Here is an 18,171-nt window from a genome sequence, read left to right as displayed (position 1 = left end):
CGCACCGACGACCCCGCGCCGGCGGTGCGTTCTTGCCCCAGGGGCAGCGATGCTCGCCGTCCTGGTCCATCGACGCATCGAACGCCGACCGGCCCGAGGTGATCAGGCTCGCGCGAACTCCAACTCGACGACGCGGTCGAGCGCGTCGAAGGCGACGGGGTGGTGGCTCACCATGACAACGGTGCGCCCGCCACTGGCTTCGAGCAGGTCGCGGATGACGGCGTCGGCGGTCGGGCCGTCGAGGTGAGCGACGGGTTCGTCGAGCGCGATCACGGGGCGTTCGCTCAGCAGTGCACGCGCGATGCCGAGGCGGGCGCGTTCGCCGCCGGAGATGGAGCGCTCGGTTGCCGTGCCGGCCGTCTCGGCGCCGTCACGACCGGCGCCGACGAGGTACTCGCCGAGATGGGTGTCGAGGCCGTCGGTGAGCTCGTCGAGCCACCCACCGAGGCCGGCGCGACGCAGTGCCGCGCGCACCTCGTCGTCACTCGCACCCGGCTGCGCGAGAAGCAGATTGGCGCCAAGCGTCCCAGCGAACAGGTGCGGGTCGTCGTCGACGAACGCGATGCGCGAGCGCACGGCGTCGGCGTCGAGATCACGCACGTCGACGCCGTCCCAGCGGCAGGTGCCGCCGCTGGGGTCGAGGTGACGGGCGAGGACGGCGAGCAGCGTCGACTTGCCGCACCCGTTCGGGCCGGTGATGGCGAGATGCTCGCCCGGCGCGATCGTCAGCGTGTGCGGGCCGGTGTCGGTGCGCGCGCCCGTCCACGACGCGGTGACGTCGTCGAGTTCGATCGTCGGCGCGCCGTCGGCGACGCCGTGCGTGCCGCGGGCGGCGACGGCGGGTTCCTGCGTCAGCAGCGCCTGCAGACGATCCCGGGCCGCGGCCGAGCGCGCGAACGAACCGACCGCGTCCGGGATGAGCCCGACGACGTCGCCGAGCGCCAGCGGCGTCAGCAGCAGCAGCGCGGCGAACGGCCCGTCGATGGCGCCCGACCTGACCTCGCCGTCGAGCGTCCACGCCATGAGCAGGGTGGCGGCGCCCGTCGCGAGGAGCGTGAGCGCAACACCTGCGGCACGGCCGCGTGCCTGCGCCGTCGCGGCCTTCTCGACGTTCTTCTGCGCGTGCGCGAGCCACGCCATCGGAGCGTCCGTCGCGCCGATCGCCGCGAGTTCGGTGGCGCCGGAGCTCACGAGGTGCGCGACGCGATCGACCTGGCCGCGCGCCTTGAGGGACGCCGCCTGCCCGTGCCGCTCGAGGGCGAGATCCAGCCACCCGACGAGCGCCGCGACGACGATGAACCCGAGCATGACGAACCCGGCCGGCGGATGGATGAGGAACGTCGCGACGAGCGCCACCGCGGCAGCACCGACCGTCGTGATGAGGGGGACGATGACGCGCACCTGGATGTCGACCTCGTCGTCGAGATCGCGCACGACACCGGAGAGCAGATCGGCGCGTCGGCGAGTGCCCAACCGGGCGGGCGTGAGCGGCAGCAGCTGACGGTAGGCCGCCGTGCGCCGCTCGGTGAGGTCGGCCAGCGCCGCGTTGTGCGAGACGAGCCGCTCGACGTACCGGAAGACGGGGCGTCCGATGCCGAACGTGCGCACCGCGACGATCGCCGTCAGCAGCGTGAGGACGATGGGGCGCTGGCTCGCGCGCACGATGAGCCAGCCGGATGTCGCCGTCAGCGCCACGCCGCAGGCGAACGCGAGAGCGCCGATGAGGCCCGCGATGATGACGCCGCGCACCGGCACGAGCAGCGGGCAGCGCTGATCCGGGCGCGATCCGCGCTCGCGCGCGAAGCCGCCTCGCGCGTCGTCGGCGGGTGCCACATCGTCGGGTGTCACATCGGCATGTGTCACGCCCTGGCGTGACGCACTGTTCGAATCGGCTCGTGAGGCAACGCTGCTCATGCCGTCACCTCCTGGTCGTAACGCTGGGGTGAGCGGGCAGAGACGCGCCACTGATGGTCGGCTGCGGCGGCAAGGGCGTCGTCGTGGGTGACGACGACGACCGGCTTGCGCTTGCTCAGCGCGACGATGGCCGAGCGGATGTCGGCGGCGCTCGCCGGGTCGAGGTGGGCGGTCGGTTCGTCGAGCAGCACCATGGCCGCGTCGGAGAGCCAGGCGCGCGTCAGCACGAGACGCGCGCGTTGCCCGGCTGACAAGCCGAAACCGTTGTCGCCCAGCGATGTTCGCACCCCGTCGGGCATCGACAGGACGACGTCGTCGAACCCCGTGGCCGCCATCGCGGTGCGCATCTCGTCGACGCTCGCGTCGTTGCCGAGCTCGAGGTTGGCACGCACCGACATCGGCGCGATGAACGCACGTTGGCTGACGAGGTGCGTGCTGGGCACCTCGAGGCGCCCCGAATCGGGCCTGCGCGCGCCGGCGAGGATCTCGAGCAGTGTCGACTTGCCGGAGCCGCTCGGGCCGGTGAGGGCCGTGAGGCCGTCGCGGACGACTCCCGTCGTGTGCGTGATCGCGGGCGCGCTCTGGCCCGGGTAGGTGTAGGTGACGCCGCTCATCATGGCGCGCGCGAGGCCGCTCGACGTCTCGGGTGCGGGGGCGTGCCAGGGGCGTTCACGCTCGTCGGCGAGCAGCGAGTCGATGGCTTCGGCGCCGTCGGCCGCCGCGTGGAACTCCTGCCCGACGCGACGGATCGGCCAGTAGGCCTCCGGGGCGATGAGGATCGCCATGAGGCCGGTCAGCAGGGAGACGTGGCCGTTCGCGAGGCGCAGGCCGACGGCGACGGCGACCATCGCGACGGAGATCGTCGCGAGCAGGTCGAGGGCTGCGGAGGAGAGGAACGCGATGCGGAGCGTCCGCATCGTCGCGCTGCGGTGACGATCGCCGACCTTGCGCACCTGCTCGACCTGGTGGTTGCCGCGCCCGTATGCGACGAGCGTCGGCAACCCGGCAACGACGTCGGCGAAGTGACCGGCGAGCATCGTCGTCTCGACCCAGCGTTCCGCCGTGGCGCGCTGCGTGTACTTGCCGATGAGCGCGGCGAACAGCGGCAGCAACGGCAGGGTGACGATGACGATGAGCGCGCTGCGCCAGTCGACCCACAGCATCGCGACGACGGCGAGCACCGGCACGACGCCCGCGGTGACGAGCGCCGGCAGATAGCGCGCGACGTACGGCTCGACGGCGGCGGCACCCTTCGTCGCCATCGTCAGCATCGCGCTCGGTGCGGGGCGTTCGTCCGCCGTCTGCGTCATCCAGCGGCGCATCGCGGCTTCGCGCAGTGCGCCGGAGACGCGTGCACCCGCGTGGGCTGCCGCGAGTTCGGTTGCGCCGGAGAGCATTCCGCGGGCTGCGAACAGCGCCAGCACCCACAGGCCCGGCGTCAGCAGCGCGTGCCCCTCGACGACGGCGACGACGAGGTGCGCCACCGCCACGGCCTGTGCGATCGCCACGATGCCGCCGAGGCCGCCCAGCAGGGCCAGCACGGCGACCGGGAGGCGGGTGGCGGGCGCGGCGCGCAGCAGGTGGGGGTCGAACGGACGCATGGCCCCATTCTCGCAGTCGACGGTGACAGCCCTCGCAACGGGCGAAACGGGATGTACGAGAGAGCCCTCGGGGAACCTTGTGACCCAACTCACTGCGGCGTGTCCGTGCTGGGTAGGGTGAGCGCGGGAGGGCTTCTCATGGCTGCCAGCACCTGTCGGCGTGCGGTTCGGGAGGCTCGCGCACTCTGCGCCTGCGTCGATCGATCCCGGGCGGCGCGCGCGGACGAAACCAGGACCAGCAGATTCTCAGGAGAACCCATGAGCCGCTCGATTCGTGTCACCAAGGCCGTCGCCGTCGCGTCGTTGTTCGGCGCCGCGACGATCGTGGCGCCCGCCGTCAACGCCGCCCAGGAACCGTCGATGACGATCACTCTCGATGCGACCGTCACGGGCAAGACGGTCGACGTCGCCTACAAGGACAGCGGCGTCCAGTACTACGCCAACGACGGCCGGAAGGCGATGAGCCGCTACGGCGCGATGGCGTTCTTCGTCGACTACGGCGACGACAGCGACCCCGACGGCTACGACGGTCGCCCCGGCCTCACCTGCGAGACGACTGGCCCGACCTCGCCGTTCCGTGACTCGGTCTCCTCGGGCTACTCGCACACCTACCGCAAGGCGGGCACGTACACGATCACGGCCACCGGCTACTACTGCGGTGAGGGCGGCCTGCAGACGGTCGAGAAGACGACGACGGTCAACATCGCCAAGCCGGCTCCCGCGCCGAAGGTGAGCGCCGCCGCGCACATCGAGTACACCGTGGACGGCCTGACCGCGACCCTCGTGCCCTCCGTCACCGGCACGCAGCACGAGATGAAGTACGGCCGCAACAAGCACGCCAAGTACGGTGTGCCGCTCGTGTACACGATGTCGTTCCCGGAAGGTGCCGAGGTCTCCGGCGGCGCCACGAAGGGTGGCATCAAGCGTGCCACCTGCACGAAGCACGGCTCGGTCGAGTTCGACCCGGTGATGCTGAGCGGCGATCCTGTCGTCGTCACCTTCCCGAAGCCGGGCACCTACGAGGTGACGCTGAGCGCCGATGTCTGCACGAGCCAGCGCATCGTGTCGAAGACTGTGACGATCGTCGTCCCGCCGACGGACCCGACGCCGACGGACCCGACCCCGACGGACCCGACCCCGGAGCCCACGACGCCGACGCCGAAGCCGACCGAGCCGACCCCCACCCCGACGACGCCGGTCCCGACCACGCCTGCTCCGACCACGCCGGCTCCGACGACGCCGGTCCCGACCACCCCGGTTCCGACGACGCCGACGACCAACACGACCGTCCCGACGACGACGACGTCGACGACGGCTGCGACCACGCCCGGCACGGGCCCCAAGGTCGAGACCGACCGCATGGGTGACGACACCAACGCCCTTTCGCTCGGCGTCGCGGGTCTCGTCGGTGCGGGTGCGCTCGGCGGCATCGTCGTCGCTCGCCGTCGCCTTCAGCAGTGACGCCGCGGTCCTGAACCGCTGACCACGCCCCACCCTGGCCCTCGCCCGGTGGGGGTGTGGTGCGTCCGGCTGGCCTTCGAATCGGCGCGGATCCCAGGTGCCACGCGGGCTGGACACGACGCGCAGCGCAGGGCCGACGGGGTGCGCGCTCGGACGCCGACGTGCGGCGGGTGCGCTCATCGCCTACTGTCGCGAGCGAATCCCTCCCCCTGAGTTCCCACTGAATCGAAGGCGTCTCGTGGCCATTGACCTCGTCTGGATCGTGCTCGGCTTCGCGCTGCTGCTCGCGGTCTTCCTCCCGACCGCCGTCGAGCGCTTCCCGTTGTCGACGCCGATGGTGCTGCTCGGCGTCGGGGCGCTCGTCGGCCTCGCGCCGATGCCGAAGGGGTTCACGTTCTCGCCGCAGGAGCACGAGACGTTCGTCCTGCATGCCTCCGAGGCGACGGTGCTCGTCGCGCTCATGGGTGTCGGTCTCGCGCTCGATCGGCCGATGCGCGTTCGCAGCCTGACGTCGTGGCGCGCGTGGGCGCCGACGTGGCGTCTGCTCGCCATCGCGATGCCGCTCGGCATCGTGGGCGTCTCACTGCTCGGCTGGACGCTCGGTCTGGCCGCGCCGACGGCGTTGCTGCTCGCCGCGGCGCTCGCCCCGACGGACCCGGTGCTTGCCTCCGACGTCCAGGTCGATGGGCCGCAGACCGAGGCCACGCAGGAGATGACGCAGGACACCGAGATCGACGAGTCGGACGAGGTGCGGTTCGCGCTGACGTCGGAGGCCGGTCTCAACGACGGTCTCGCGTTTCCGTTCGTCTACGCCGCGATCCTGTGGGCGAGCGAGGGCTCGCCGTCGCACTGGGGGTGGAAGTGGCTCGGTTGGGAACTCGTCGGCAAGGTCGCGCTCGGCGTGGCCGTCGGCCTCGTCGTCGGGTGGGTGCTCGGCAAGCTGTTCTTCCGGCTGCCGGCGAAGAAGTATCGCCTCGCCGACGCCGGTGAGCCGCTCGCCGCGCTCGCGGCGATCATGTGCTCGTACGGGCTGACGGAGCTCGCCGGCGGGTACGGGTTCCTCGCCGTGTTCGTCACGGCGATGGCGATGCGTCAGGCCGAGCGCGGCCACCGTTACTACGCGGACATGCACGCGTTCATCGAACGTCTCGAGCAGATCCTCACCCTCGTCATGCTCCTGCTGCTCGGCGCGGCGGCGACGAACGGTGTTCTCGCGCACGCTGATTGGCGCAGTGCCGTCATCGTCGCGGCCCTCATCCTCGTCATCAGGCCCGGCGGGGCGTGGCTGTCCCTGCTCGGGCGGCGCGACGACACGGCGAAGGCCGTCGGCCTGACGACGGGGGAGCGCTGGATCACGTCGTTCTACGGCGTGCGCGGCATCGGCTCGATCTTCTACATCGCGTACGCGACGGGGCACGCCGACTTCGCGGGCAGCGACTGGCTGTGGTCGACGATCGCCCTCGCCATCATCGTCAGCGTCGTCGTGCACGGCTCCACCGTCACGCCCGCGATGAACTGGCTCGAACGTCACCGCACGAACCACCGTCGGGCGCTCGCGGACGCTTGATCCACCTGCGCCCCGAGGGCGCCTGCGCTGCACCCCGGCGCCGGGCTGGCAGGGCCGCACACGCGGGCGCGTTTCTTCACCCCTCGAGGTGAAAAACTGCGTGCAGGAATGCTTCTGGGGGCCGGCGGTGTTGTGATCGATGAGAGAGCTCATCGATCTGAAGGAGAGACCTCATGGCCTACCGCACCGAAAACCCCGCCACCGGCGTCGTCGAGAAGGAGTACAACTCCGCGACGGATGCTGACGTCACCCGCGCCATCGAGCGCGCCGACGCCGCGTTCGGCACGTGGCGCACGACGGACGCGTCCGAGCGCGCCTCCGTCCTCGCCAAGGTCGCCGACATCTACGACGAGCGCGCCGACGAGCTCGCCCGCGTCATCGGCGCCGAGATGGGCAAGCCGCTCGCGCAGGCGCAGGGTGAGGTCGCGCTCGCGTCGTCGATCTTCCGCTGGTACTCCGAGCACGGTGAGGAGCTGCTCGTCGAGGAGCAGCTGAACATCGGCGACGACGCGAAGTCGCTCGTCGTCACCGACCCGATCGGTGTGCTCATGGGCGTCATGCCCTGGAACTTCCCGCACTACCAGGTCGCGCGGTTCGTCGCGCCGAACCTCATGCTCGGCAACACGATCCTGCTCAAGCACGCCTCGATCTGCGCGCGCACGGCCGAACTGATCGAGGAGATCCTCCACGCCGCGGGTGTGCCGCAGGATGCCTACATCAACCTGTTCGTCAGCAACGAGCAGATCACGTCGATCATCGAGGACCCGCGCGTGCGCGGCGTCTCCCTGACCGGTAGCGAGGGCGCCGGCAAGGCCGTCGCCGAGACCGCTTCGCAGAACCTCAAGAAGAGCGTCCTCGAACTCGGTGGCTCGGACGCGCTCATCGTCCTCGACGACGTCGACGTCGCCGAGACGGCGAAGGCCGTCGCCACCGCGCGCATGAGCAACGCCGGGCAGGCCTGCAACTCCCCGAAGCGCATCTTCGTTCCGTCGACGATGTTCGACGACTTCGTCAACGGCGTTGTCGCCACCGTCGAGGGCATGAAGGTCGGCAACCCGGACGACGAGGGCACGGACATGGGCCCGCTTTCGTCGGTCGAGGCTCGCGACGACGCGATCGCCCAGGTCGAGCGCGCCGTCGAGCAGGGTGCGACCCTGCGCACGGGTGGCACGGCGCTCGAGCAGGACGGCGCCTGGATGGCCCCCGCCGTGCTCACCGGTGTCACGCGTGAGATGGACGCCTTCAAGGAGGAGATCTTCGGCCCCGTCGCCGTCGTCTACTCCTACGACTCGATCGACGAAGCCGTGGAGCTCGCCAACGACTCCTCCTTCGGCCTGTCCGGCTCCGTCTGGGGCAAGGACACCGACAAGGCGGAGCAGATCGCCCGACGCCTCGAGGTCGGCATGGCCTATGTCAACGAGCACGGCACGACGAAGGCCGGCCTGCCATTCGGTGGTGTGCGCCGCTCCGGTTACGGGCGTGAGCTCGGACGCTGGGGCTTCGGCGAATTCGCCAACACGAAGCTCGTCCGCGTCGCCAAGTGATCGATGCGTCGTGACCCGCGACGCGAGGAGGGAACAACCATGACTCGTTTTACCCGACTGATCGAGTCCGTCCGGTCACTCGCCGAGCCGGCCCCGCCTGCGACCCGTGGGCAGGAGGTGGCCCGTCTCGGCCTCGGAGCCTTCATGTCGTTCGCCGGTGTCTCGCACCTGACGTTCGCCCGCAAGGACTTCCAGGCGCAGGTGCCGGACTGGTTCCCGATGGACAAGGACGTCGTCGTCCTCGCCTCCGGTGTCGTCGAGGTCGCGTTCGGTGCCGCGATGCTCACCCTGCCGCAGCGTCGCGCTGCGGTGGGGGTGGCGCTCGCCGCCTTCTACGCCGCGATCTTCCCCGGCAACATCAGCCAGTACGCGGAGCGCCACGACGCCTTCGGCCTCGATACCGACACCAAGCGCCTCGTCCGCCTGTTCGGCCAGCCCGCCCTCATCGCTGCGGCGCTGTCGGCGGCCGGCTTCCCCCGACGCGGCTCGCGTCGCTGATCTCACCGTTTCGCACCCAAGCGAAGGAGACCCCAATGTCGGACACCACGCAGCTCACGTAGACCGAGAAGGCCAACCTCGACCTCGCGCACGAGTACACATGCGCCCTGTTCCGCGTCGAAGACGACAAGCGCGTCGAATTCGTCAAGGAGTGGAACAAGCTGCCGATGTGGCAGCAGCTCGGCTGGCCGATCGAGGAGGGCCTCACCTACCACGAGTGACGACTCGCCCCGATGCGAACGCCGCTCACTGAATCACCAAGGAGATTGACATGTCCAACGTTCTCTTCGTTGTCACCGGCGCCCGCTCCTGGACCCTGGCCGACGGCTCGAGCGTCCCGACGGGTTACTGGGCGGAAGAACTTCTCACCCCCTACCGTGTGATCACCGGGGCAGGTCACTCGGTCACGTTCGCCACGCCCGGCGGTGTGACGCCGGTGGCCGATGAGGTCAGCCTCGCCCCCGACGCGAACGGCGGCGCTGACGTGCGTCCTGACCTCGACGCGATCGACGGCCTGCAGCACCCCATGAAGCTCGAGGACGTCGTCCTCGGCGACTATGACGCGGTGTTCTACCCGGGTGGGCACGGCCCGATGGAAGACCTTGCGCAGGACGCCACGTCCGGCAAGCTCATCGCGGACGCACTCGAGGGCAGCAAGCCTGTCGCCATCGTGTGCCACGGCCCGGCAGCGCTGCTCCCGGCGCGGACGTCGGCGGGCGAGCCCGTCGTCGCCGGACGCAAGATCACCGGCTTCTCCAATGAGGAGGAGAAGGCCGCCGGCAAGGCTGACAAGGCCAAGTGGTTGCTGGAGGACCGGCTGCGCGAACTCGGCGCCGACGTCTCGACCGGCCCCGCCTGGCAGCCGTTCACCGTCGTCGACGGTGACCTGCTGACGGGTCAGAACCCGGCATCGTCCGAGGCGCTCGCCAAGAAGCTGCTCGAGCGCCTGAGCTGAGCCTGGCTGCGCCACGCGCGAACATGCCGAAGGCGCCTGGATCCCCATGGGGTCCAGGCGCCTTCGGTGTTCACGGGCGGCCGGCGAACGGCCGATTGGGCTCGGCTCTCACGTGGCGTGGCGCCTCGTCGTGCGAGATGAACGGGCTCAGTCCGATGCCCCGCGCATCATGGGGATGCTCGCGACGAGGACGACCAGCGAGGTGAGCGCGCAGAAGAGAGCCAGGCTCGCGCTGATGGACAGGCGTGTCGTGAGCAACCCCGCCAGCACGACGGGGATCGTGATGCCGATGTAGGCGGCCAGGAAGACACCAGCCACGCTTCCCCCGGTGTGTCCGGCCTCGCTGACCGCGGAACCGACGGCGACAGCACTTTGGAAGAGCAGGCCGATCCCGGCCCCCGCCATGACCGCGCCGCCTGCGTACAGGACGAAGGGGTGGGTGAGTGCGGACGCCGCGACGCACCCGAGGCCGGCGACGGCGAACAGGACGCCGCACGCGATCTTCGTTCGCGGGTTGGGGATCGGAAGGGCGACCTGGGCCAGGGCAGATGCCCCCATGGCGAGGAAGACGACCACGCCGCACACGAGCGGAGACGAGCGATGTGCGACGTGCGCCAGGAACGTCCCCGTCATCGACGTCAGGATGCCCAGTGCAGCGAAGGCCGCGCCGGCCACGACCTGCGCTGAGCGAAAACGGGCTTCATGACCTGGTCGGACGACGGCGCGCTGCGGTCGATACCTCGGGCGCTCGTTCGCCGGTGTTGCCGGGTTGGTCTCGGGAACCAACGTGAGCGCGAGGCCCACCCCGGCGAGTAGGACGAAGAAGACCACGTAGGGCGTCCTCAAGGGGGCCGGGGCCCACTGCACGAGGACTCCACCGACGAGGGGGCCGAGGGCCAGCCCGCCCGTGTTCACGCTCGAGGCCACCGTCGAGGCGAAACTGCTCGGCTCGTGCGGGCGATGAACGCGCCGCAATTCACCGAGCATCGCTGTTGCTGCCGGAGTCAGGATGCCGATCCCCACACCACACAGCAGCCGGGCGACCAACAGCGCCGGCACGGACGGCGAACCGATGAAGATCGCCGCGCTCACCAGGGAGACGGCGGTGGCGATCGCGATCATGCGGCGTCGCCCGAACTGGTCACTCAGGTGGCCCGCGAGGTAGAGGCTTGCCATGACGCCCAGCCCGTAGGCCGCGAAGATGGCCGTGATCATCACGGTGGGGAAGTGATCGTGGCGTTGGTAGAGCGGATAGATCGGCGTCGGCACGGTCGAGTAGGCCATGAGGATGGGAAACGCCGCCGCAAGCAGCCAGAAACCGCGAGCGTGGCGCTCAGCGGCCGCAGGCGTGGTGGGTGTCGTGGTCACGGGGTCAGGATGATACGGGAGCGTCGTGAGAACGACGGCACGAGCTCTTTCGCTTCGTTCTTGTTGATCCCATGCACTCGGTGGCCCATGGCGGACGACGCAGCAAGCGCCACCATCCCGCTCGGGGTGGTGGCGCTTGCTGTTGCACCTTCGCTCACAGCGAAGTCATGGGGCGATCGTGGGCCAGGACGTGAGTCGTCAGTGGACCTTGATCGGGTCGGGGCGGCTCGGGTCGACCGCCTTGGGGATGTGACGCGTCGTGATGCGCTTGCGGAACACCCAGTACGTCCAGCTCTGGTAGATGAGGACGATCGGGGTGAAGATCAGCGCGACCCACGTCATGATGACGAGCGTGTGGTGCGAGCTCGCCGCGTTCGTCGTCGTCAGCGACCACGCCGGGTTCGTCGAGCTCGGCATGACGTTCGGGAACAGCATGAGGAAGTACGTCAGAACGAACAGGGCGATCGCGACGAACGTGCACAGGAACGCCAGGCCCTCCTTGCCGCGCATGTTGAAGAACAGCCCGGTGAGGAAGATGACGGCGAGTGCGACGGTCGTGATCCACGACCACACCGAGCCGCCTTCGATGCCCAGCCACAGCAGCAGGACGACGGCGGCGACGGCGGCCGCGAGGCCGATCTTCGTGCCGAGCGCGCGAGCGTCGTGACGGATGGCGCCGTCGGTCTTGAGCGCGACGAAGAAGCAGCCGTGCGTCATGAACACGAGCATCGTCGTGACGCCGCCGAGCAGCGACACCGGGTTGAGCATGGCGAGCAGGTTGCCCGTGTACTCCATGTCCTGGTTGATCGGCAGGCCGTGGACGATGTTCGTCAGCGCGACGCCCCAGAGGATCGCCGGCAGGAACGAACCGAACACGATGGCGGCGTCCCAGCCGCGGCGCCAGCCGTCGGAGTCACGCTTGTGGCGGTACTCGAAGCCCATGTTGCGCACGATGAGCGCGACGAGGATGAGCAGCAGCGGCAGGTAGGCGCCCGAGAACAGCGTCGCGTACCAGTTCGGGAACGCGGCGAAGGTCGCGCCACCAGCAGTGAGCACCCACACCTCGTTGCCGTCCCAGACCGGGCCGATCGTATTGAGCATGACGCGGCGGCGTCGCTCGTTCTCGCCGATGTGGTCGGTGACCGGGTCGGTGACGCCCGTCGCCTCCGCCTTGCCCTTGCCGAGCACGGGAAGCAGCATGCCAACACCGAAGTCGAAGCCCTCGAGGACGAAGTAACCCGTCCAGAGCACGCCGATGATGATGAACCAGAAAGTGGTGAGTTCCATCGTTCAACCTCGCCTATCAGTACGCGAACGCGAGTTCGTCATCGTCGGAACCGGCGGAGCCGTGGCCATCGTCGTGACCGCCGGGCAGATCCTCACCGTCGGAGGCGACGGGCTCGGCGCCCTTCTTCATGTAGTCCATGAACAGCTTCACCTCGACGACGGCGAGTGCGCCGTACAGAAGCGTGAAGACGATCATCGACGTCAGCACCTCACCCGAGGTGACGCTCGGGCTGACGCCCTGCTTCGTCGTCATGAGGCCGTTGACGATCCACGGCTGACGGCCGATCTCGGTGAAGATCCAGCCGATGCTCATCGCCGCGACCGGCGACAGCGCGCCGACGAGGGCGGCCGGGCCCATCCAGCGGTTCGTCGCGTTGCGGCCCTTGCGGGTCAGCCACAGCACCCAGCAGGCGATGAGCATGGAGATCGCGCCCCAACCCATCATCCAGCGGAAGCTCCAGTACGACCACATGATGTTAGGTGCGTACGTGTCCGCCGCCGTCAGCTCGTTGCCGCTGTACTTGGCTTTCTGGGATTCCTCGAGGTTGTTGATGCCCTCGACCTTGCCGTGGAAGTCACCCGTCGCGAGGAACGACAGCAGGTTGGGCACGGTGACCGCGAACTTCTCCTGCTTGCCGTCACGCGTACCGACGGTGAAGATCGAGAACGGCGCGTCCTTCTCCTGCGTCTCGTACAACGCCTCGGCGGCAGCCATCTTCATCGGCTGCACCTCGGTCATGACCTTGCCCTGCAGGTCGCCGGTGATGACGACGAACAGGCTCGAGACGAGCAGGACGATCGCGCCGACGCGCGAGCCCTTGCGGTACATCGTGAGGTCGTCGGAGGTCGACGCCAACTTCGTCGCGCCCGTCGAACCGTCGGAACGGTCTTCGAGAGTTTCACCCTTGATTGCTTCGGCAGCAAGAGTGCGCTTGCGCAGATTCCACAGCATGACGCCCATGACGACGGCGCCACCGACCATGTACGAGCTCGCGATGACGTGCGGGAACGTGACGAGCTGGACCTTGTTCGTCAGGACGGCGACGAAGTCGGTGAGCTCCGCGCGGTGCGTCGTCGGGTTGTACTTGTAACCGACGGGGTTCTGCATGAACGAGTTCGCGGCGAGGATGAAGTACGCCGACAGCACCGTGCCGATGTGGACGATCCAGATCGTCGCGGCGTGCAGCTTCTTGGGCAGTCGGCCCCAGCCGAAGATCCACAGACCGAGGAACGTCGACTCGAGGAAGAACGCGAGCAGCGCCTCGATCGCGAGCGGCGCGCCGAAGATGTCGCCGACGAAACGCGAGTAGTCGCTCCAGTTCATGCCGAACTGGAACTCCTGCACGATGCCGGTGACGAGACCGAGCGCGAAGTTGATCGTGAACAGCTTGCCGAGGAACTTCGCGACCCTCAGATGCTGCGTGTTACCCGTGCGCAACCATGCGGTGTGGTAACCGGCGACGACGGCAGACAAGCCGATCGTGATCGGCACGAACAGGAAGTGGTAGACCGTCGTGATGGCGAACTGCCATCTCGCCAGCTCCAAGGCATCCATGAGTGACCCCTCGACGAGACGAATGTGAAGACTTTCACAACCACGCTACGGGGTGAGTTCCACAATCCGTGGGGACCATGGTCCTGACGTAGGCGTGTCGTGCCTCACGCGGCGCCCGAACCGGCCGCCTGCCACGCGTCAGGTCGTGGCCTCGCCGGACGGTGACGGGTCCGGCGCCATCTCCCCACCGTCCAGAGCGCCGACGGGGCGCGGCACCGCGATCTTCTCGTTCCAGCGTGAGAACGTCGCCGTGCCCAGGTCGTCCGTGCCCGCGGCCTCGTCGACGACCTTGAGGAGGTCATGCGTGTCGTCGGTGGTCACCCAGGCGCGAGTGTCTCCGTCAGCGCTGACGATCTTGTACGCCGGCCTGCCGTCGAGCGTCGCCGGCGTCAGGGTGCCGTCGCCGAGGTGACCCCACTTGGCGTCGGTGGTGTCGCCCATGGCCTCGATGTACGACTTGGCGCTGAGGTCGGACAGCTCCTTCTGGCCGAACGCGCTGTCGGGCACCTTGATCCACCGGTTCGCCGGTGGGCTCGAGCCCTGGAGGGACGGGTCGTCCTTGTCGACGGAATCCCAGTACGTGCGATCGCCCTTGAGGTAGACATCATGGGAGATGCGACGCATCGTCACGTGGCCCACCTCGTCACCCTCGTAGGACATCTCCGACGGCTCGCCGTCCAGCTCGCCGAGGAAGGTGGCCCTGGGGCCGGAGCCGTCCGCGCTGTCCGTTCCTGTCAACGACAGGGAGGTGTAGCCGCGCACCGACTGTTGGGTGCGCGACCAGACATCCTTCGCGCTCGGCTGTTCCGCAGGGGCCGAGGCGCTCATCGATGCGGTGCCTGGTGCCGTCGAGCTCCCCGACGGGCCCTTCACCGGACCCGACGCGGGCTGCCCCGCGTCATGCCCCATCGTGCAGCCGCTCAGCACCACCGCCGTCACGGCGATGGTGCTGAGCGTGCGGGACGCGGGCAACGCGGTCGTCCTGTCAGGGAGGTGGAGGAATAGCTCAGCTGCCCATCGCGTCCGTGATGGACGTGGCGCCGCTCGGTGCCTTGATGCCGTAATCCTTGTCGTGCGACAGGAAGGTCACCGTCTTCATCGACTCATCGGACTTCGCCGACGAGCCCGACGTGGGGGCGACGGAGGCGCTGTCGAAGCCCTCGGTCTTGAGGATGTCGCGGCGATCCTCCTGCGACACCCACGCGGTGACCTTCTTGTCCTCACTCTGGATCTTCCAGGCATCCTTGCCGTCGACCTTGTCATCCGACACGGTGGCCTTGTCGGAGAGCAGCTTCTTGTTCGGCTCCGAGGAGTCGTTCTTGATGTTGTCGATGAGTTCCTTGAACCCGGTGTTGGACGAACCGTCCGCCGGCATCTCGAGCCACTTGTCGGCGATCTTGTCCGTGTTGGATGCCGCGGGCGAACCCGAACTCGTCTGCGTGAAGAAGGCCTTGTTGGCCTTCATGTAGTTCTTGGAGTCAACCGTGATGAGGTCCATCGTGCCGTCGCCGATCTTGCCGCTCATCTCGAGCTTGCCGCCGTTGACGTCGCCCTTGGCCGTCATCGTGGCCGGCTTGCCGTCCGAGGTGCCTTCGCCCTTGAGCTCGAGGCTCTTGTAGGCGCCGGCAGTGTCCTGGGCCTTGTTCCAGGCGTTCTTGGCCTTCGGGGCCTCCTTGCTCGAGCAGCCGGTGACACCGGCTGCCGTGCCGGCCGCGAGGACGAGGGCGATGGCGGACGTGCGGAGCTTCGTCATGGTTTTCCTCCCAGAGAAGTTGGATGTGCCCCCAGTGTTGCAGGTGGCCTTCACCGTTCAGACGTGTCGGGCGCCGTCATCGTGCCCCCTCGTCGCCGAGGGAGTCGAGCGGTGGGTGCCCCGGCATGATCGTGTGCGTCGTTCGGGCCGCGCGCTGCCGGCGTGCGGAAAGGAATTTGCGCGCGCCACTAATCTTGACGTCATGGACGCCATCTCCGCACTGACCGGTCATCTGAGCAACGCGATCGCCTCGGCCCTCGGTGACGAGTGGCGCGACGCCGACCCCGTCATCCGTCCTGCGAACAAGAAGCAGACGAGCGCCGACGTGCAGGTCAACGCGGCGATGGCACTCGCGAAGAAGGTCGGCAAGAACCCGCGCGAGGTGGCGTCTGCGATCGTCGAGGCGCTGCGCGCGGACGACGAGGCCATGGCGCTGATCTCAGGCGTCGAGATCGCCGGGCCCGGCTTCCTCAACATCACGCTGTCGACGGATTGGGTCGCGGCGCAGGCGTCGACGATCCTCGCGGACGGCTCGCTCGGCGTCGCGCCGGCAGCGAAGACCGAGATCATCCCGATCGACTACTCCTCGCCGAACGTCGCGAAGGAGATGCACGTCGGGCACCTGCGCACCACCGTCGTCGGGGATTCGCTGGCGCGTGTGCTCGAGCGGCTCGGGCACACCGTCATCCGGCAGAACCACGTCGGCGACTGGGGCACGCCCTTCGGGATGCTCATCGAGCACCTTCTCGAGGTGGGCGAGGATTCGCCGGAGGCGGCGCTGCTCGAGAGCGACCCGAACGCGTTCTACCAGGCGGCGCGCACCAAGTTCGACACGGCCGAGAAGGCCGAGCCCGCCGGTTCGAAGGGTGACTTCAACACGCGGGCCCGCAAGCGCGTGACGTTGCTGCAGGGCGGTGACCCCGAGACGCTCGCGCACTGGAACAAGCTGATGGAGCGCTCGAAGGCGTACTTCAACAAGGTCTACGGGTTGCTCGGCGTGACGTTGACCGACGCCGACCTCGCGGGTGAGTCGACGTACAACGACGAGCTCGCGGGCATCTGCGACGACCTCGAGTCGCGTGGCATCGCCGTCGTCTCCGACGGGGCGCTGTGCATCTTCCAGGACGAGTTCACCGGGCGCGACGACGCGCCGGTGCCGCTCATCATCCGCAAGTCCGACGGCGGGTACGGCTACGCGACGACCGACCTCGCGACGGTGCGTCACCGCTCGTTCGACCTCCAGGGCGATCGGATGGTGTACGTCGTCGGCGCGCCGCAGAACTTGCACTTCCGCATGACGTGGGCCGCCGCCGACAAGGCCGGCTACATCCGCCCCGAGTCGACGCCGATCCACGTGCAGATCGGGTCGGTGCTCGGCAAGGACGGCAAGATGTTCAAGACGCGCTCGGGCGACTCGGTGCTGCTCATGGACCTGCTCGGCGAGGCCGTCGACCGCGCCGCGGGCGTCGTCAGCGAGTCGAAGGCCGACATGAGCGACGAGGAGCGCGCCGTCGTCGCGCGTCAGGTCGGCATCGGCGCGGTGAAGTACGCCGACCTGTCGGTCTCGCACGACTCGGAGTACATCTTCGACTTCGACCGCATGCTGGCGTTGACGGGCAACACCGGCCCCTACCTCCAGTACGCGGCGACGCGCATTCGCTCGATCCTCGCGCGTGCCGCCGAGGCGGGGTACTCGCCGGCGGCGGAGATCACGCTGGGCGAGGACGCCGAACGCGCCCTCGCGTTGAAACTGCTCGACTACGGCGCCGTCGTGGCTGCCGTCGGCGAGTCGTTGGAGCCGCATCGCCTCGCCGGTTACCTGTTCGAACTGGCGACGACGTTCACGGCGTTCTACGAGAAGTGCCCGGTGCTCAAGGCTGATGACGACGACGTCCGTGCGTCGCGTCTGGCGTTGTGCGAACTGACGCTGGGCGTCCTCGTCGACGGATTGTCGCTGCTGGGCATCGAGACGCCCGAGAAGATGTGACGCTCGGGGCCCTCTCGAACCTGCCCCATCGGCGATTTACCTCCACATTCGATCGATCCTGCAGGAGCGTCAGGGATGTTCCGGGCGGGGCTCGAACCAACGGAACGTCAGGTTGATGCGGGGCTCGGTCACTCGCGTGCGTTTCGGAACGGCGTGCTGCCAGGCGCTCTGCGAGTCGTCGCGCATGACGACGAGGCTCCCGTGGGTGAGTGCGAGCGTCTCCTTCACCGTGTGATCGTCCTTGCGGCGCATGACGAAGTCGCGCGTGGCGCCGAGCGAGACACTTGCGATGGTGGGCGCAGGGCCCAACTCGGCTTCGTCATCGCTGTGCCAGGAGATGGAGTCCTGGCCGTCGCGGTAGAGGTTGAGCAGCACCGAGTTGTAGGGCGCTCCGGTGTCGGCGGCCAGACGCTCCCGCAGCGCGGCGAGCTTGGGCGTCCACGTGTTCGGCGGCTGTGTCGAGCCGGAGAAGGTGTACGGCGCGTCGGCGTACCAGGCGATGAGGCGTGGCATCGCGATCGTGCGGCCGTACATCGTGAGCGACGACGTCCGCCAGGGTGTCGCGCCGACGAGGTGCGACATGAGGTGGTCCGCCTCCTCCGTCGACAGATACGTCGCGCGCAGCTCGATCGGTGCCTCGCCCATGCCGCCCCTTCCCTGGCAGGTGCCCGCCCCCATGAT

Annotated in this window: 14 protein-coding genes; 6 read left to right on the top strand and 8 right to left on the bottom strand. The window is 68.7% G+C overall.

Annotated elements, in window-relative coordinates:
* Window positions 1-102: 102 nt before the first annotated feature.
* Together cydC and cydD are read right to left on the bottom strand one after the other, a co-directional pair.
* Window positions 103-1,914 (bottom strand): thiol reductant ABC exporter subunit CydC, encoded by a 1,812-nt coding sequence (gene cydC, locus J4Z35_RS04725; RefSeq protein WP_083603800.1) that lies wholly within the window; start codon window positions 1,912-1,914, stop codon window positions 103-105.
* Window positions 1,911-3,515 (bottom strand): thiol reductant ABC exporter subunit CydD, encoded by a 1,605-nt coding sequence (gene cydD / locus J4Z35_RS04720; protein WP_074039665.1) that lies wholly within the window; start codon window positions 3,513-3,515, stop codon window positions 1,911-1,913. Before cydD ends, cydC begins: the two co-directional genes overlap by 4 nt.
* 258 nt (window positions 3,516-3,773) lie before the next feature.
* Here cydD and J4Z35_RS04715 point away from each other — a divergent pair, with 258 nt between their 5' ends.
* The 5 genes from J4Z35_RS04715 (at window position 3,774) to J4Z35_RS04695 (ending at window position 9,540) form a co-directional block, all read left to right on the top strand.
* A complete protein-coding gene (locus J4Z35_RS04715; protein ID WP_208065398.1) occupies window positions 3,774-4,976 on the top strand; it encodes a hypothetical protein in 1,203 nt (400 codons plus the stop codon).
* Between the two features lie 238 nt (window positions 4,977-5,214).
* A complete protein-coding gene (locus J4Z35_RS04710; RefSeq protein WP_208065397.1) occupies window positions 5,215-6,543 on the top strand; it encodes a cation:proton antiporter in 1,329 nt (442 codons plus the stop codon).
* A 173-nt stretch (window positions 6,544-6,716) separates the two neighbouring features.
* A complete protein-coding gene (locus J4Z35_RS04705) occupies window positions 6,717-8,087 on the top strand; it encodes an NAD-dependent succinate-semialdehyde dehydrogenase (RefSeq protein ID WP_062256594.1) in 1,371 nt (456 codons plus the stop codon).
* Between the two features lie 39 nt (window positions 8,088-8,126).
* The gene (locus J4Z35_RS04700) at window positions 8,127-8,585 is read left to right on the top strand and encodes a hypothetical protein (RefSeq protein ID WP_006947037.1); all 459 of its coding nucleotides are present in this window, start codon (window positions 8,127-8,129) and stop codon (window positions 8,583-8,585) included.
* Between the two features lie 271 nt (window positions 8,586-8,856).
* Window positions 8,857-9,540: a type 1 glutamine amidotransferase domain-containing protein gene (locus J4Z35_RS04695; RefSeq protein WP_208065396.1), complete on the top strand. Its 684-nt coding sequence runs from the start codon at window positions 8,857-8,859 to the stop codon at window positions 9,538-9,540.
* Between the two features lie 147 nt (window positions 9,541-9,687).
* Here J4Z35_RS04695 and J4Z35_RS04690 read toward each other — a convergent pair whose 3' ends face one another.
* From J4Z35_RS04690 to J4Z35_RS04670, 5 genes are all read right to left on the bottom strand, one after another.
* On the bottom strand, window positions 9,688-10,908 hold the full coding sequence (locus tag J4Z35_RS04690; protein WP_208065395.1) for an MFS transporter: 1,221 nt from the start codon (window positions 10,906-10,908) through the stop codon (window positions 9,688-9,690).
* Window positions 10,909-11,106: 198 nt separating this feature from the next.
* Window positions 11,107-12,195, bottom strand: a complete 1,089-nt coding sequence (cydB, locus tag J4Z35_RS04685; protein ID WP_208065394.1) for a cytochrome d ubiquinol oxidase subunit II — start codon at window positions 12,193-12,195, stop codon at window positions 11,107-11,109.
* 16 nt (window positions 12,196-12,211) lie between these two features.
* Window positions 12,212-13,750: a cytochrome ubiquinol oxidase subunit I gene (locus J4Z35_RS04680; RefSeq protein WP_144693663.1), complete on the bottom strand. Its 1,539-nt coding sequence runs from the start codon at window positions 13,748-13,750 to the stop codon at window positions 12,212-12,214.
* A 138-nt stretch (window positions 13,751-13,888) separates the two neighbouring features.
* Entirely contained in the window at window positions 13,889-14,578 is a 690-nt protein-coding gene (locus tag J4Z35_RS04675) for a hypothetical protein (RefSeq protein ID WP_208065393.1), read from the bottom strand.
* 178 nt (window positions 14,579-14,756) lie between these two features.
* The gene (locus J4Z35_RS04670; RefSeq protein ID WP_208065392.1) at window positions 14,757-15,503 is read right to left on the bottom strand and encodes a hypothetical protein; all 747 of its coding nucleotides are present in this window, start codon (window positions 15,501-15,503) and stop codon (window positions 14,757-14,759) included.
* A 202-nt stretch (window positions 15,504-15,705) separates the two neighbouring features.
* Between J4Z35_RS04670 and argS the strand changes: the two genes are divergently transcribed.
* A complete protein-coding gene (gene argS, locus J4Z35_RS04665) occupies window positions 15,706-17,490 on the top strand; it encodes an arginine--tRNA ligase (RefSeq protein ID WP_208065391.1) in 1,785 nt (594 codons plus the stop codon).
* Between the two features lie 69 nt (window positions 17,491-17,559).
* Here the strand turns inward: argS and J4Z35_RS04660 are convergent, their stop codons facing one another.
* Window positions 17,560-18,135: an alpha-ketoglutarate-dependent dioxygenase AlkB gene (locus J4Z35_RS04660; RefSeq protein WP_208065390.1), complete on the bottom strand. Its 576-nt coding sequence runs from the start codon at window positions 18,133-18,135 to the stop codon at window positions 17,560-17,562.
* Between the last annotated feature and the right edge of the window lie 36 nt (window positions 18,136-18,171).

The sequence above is a fragment of the Dermacoccus sp. NHGro5 genome, assembly GCF_017565385.1.
GTDB lineage: Bacteria > Actinomycetota > Actinomycetes > Actinomycetales > Dermatophilaceae > Dermacoccus > Dermacoccus nishinomiyaensis.
The sequence above is the reverse complement of the archived record's forward strand: the minus strand, read 5'-3'. Positions and strand labels throughout refer to the sequence as shown.

Bases quoted from the DNA above. Each gene is read 5' to 3' on its own strand.
- cydC (WP_083603800.1), bottom strand. From the start codon at position 1,914: ATGAGCAGCGTTGCCTCACGAGCCGATTCGAACAGTGCGTCACGCCAG.
- cydB (WP_208065394.1), bottom strand. From the start codon at position 12,195: ATGGAACTCACCACTTTCTGGTTCATCATCATCGGCGTGCTCTGGACG.
- J4Z35_RS04695 (WP_208065396.1), top strand. From the start codon at position 8,857: ATGTCCAACGTTCTCTTCGTTGTCACCGGCGCCCGCTCCTGGACCCTG.
- J4Z35_RS04660 (WP_208065390.1), bottom strand. From the start codon at position 18,135: ATGGGCGAGGCACCGATCGAGCTGCGCGCGACGTATCTGTCGACGGAG.
- cydD (WP_074039665.1), bottom strand. From the start codon at position 3,515: ATGCGTCCGTTCGACCCCCACCTGCTGCGCGCCGCGCCCGCCACCCGC.
- J4Z35_RS04675 (WP_208065393.1), bottom strand. From the start codon at position 14,578: ATGAGCGCCTCGGCCCCTGCGGAACAGCCGAGCGCGAAGGATGTCTGG.
- J4Z35_RS04715 (WP_208065398.1), top strand. From the start codon at position 3,774: ATGAGCCGCTCGATTCGTGTCACCAAGGCCGTCGCCGTCGCGTCGTTG.
- J4Z35_RS04700 (WP_006947037.1), top strand. From the start codon at position 8,127: ATGACTCGTTTTACCCGACTGATCGAGTCCGTCCGGTCACTCGCCGAG.
- argS (WP_208065391.1), top strand. From the start codon at position 15,706: ATGGACGCCATCTCCGCACTGACCGGTCATCTGAGCAACGCGATCGCC.
- J4Z35_RS04680 (WP_144693663.1), bottom strand. From the start codon at position 13,750: ATGGATGCCTTGGAGCTGGCGAGATGGCAGTTCGCCATCACGACGGTC.
- J4Z35_RS04670 (WP_208065392.1), bottom strand. From the start codon at position 15,503: ATGACGAAGCTCCGCACGTCCGCCATCGCCCTCGTCCTCGCGGCCGGC.
- J4Z35_RS04705 (WP_062256594.1), top strand. From the start codon at position 6,717: ATGGCCTACCGCACCGAAAACCCCGCCACCGGCGTCGTCGAGAAGGAG.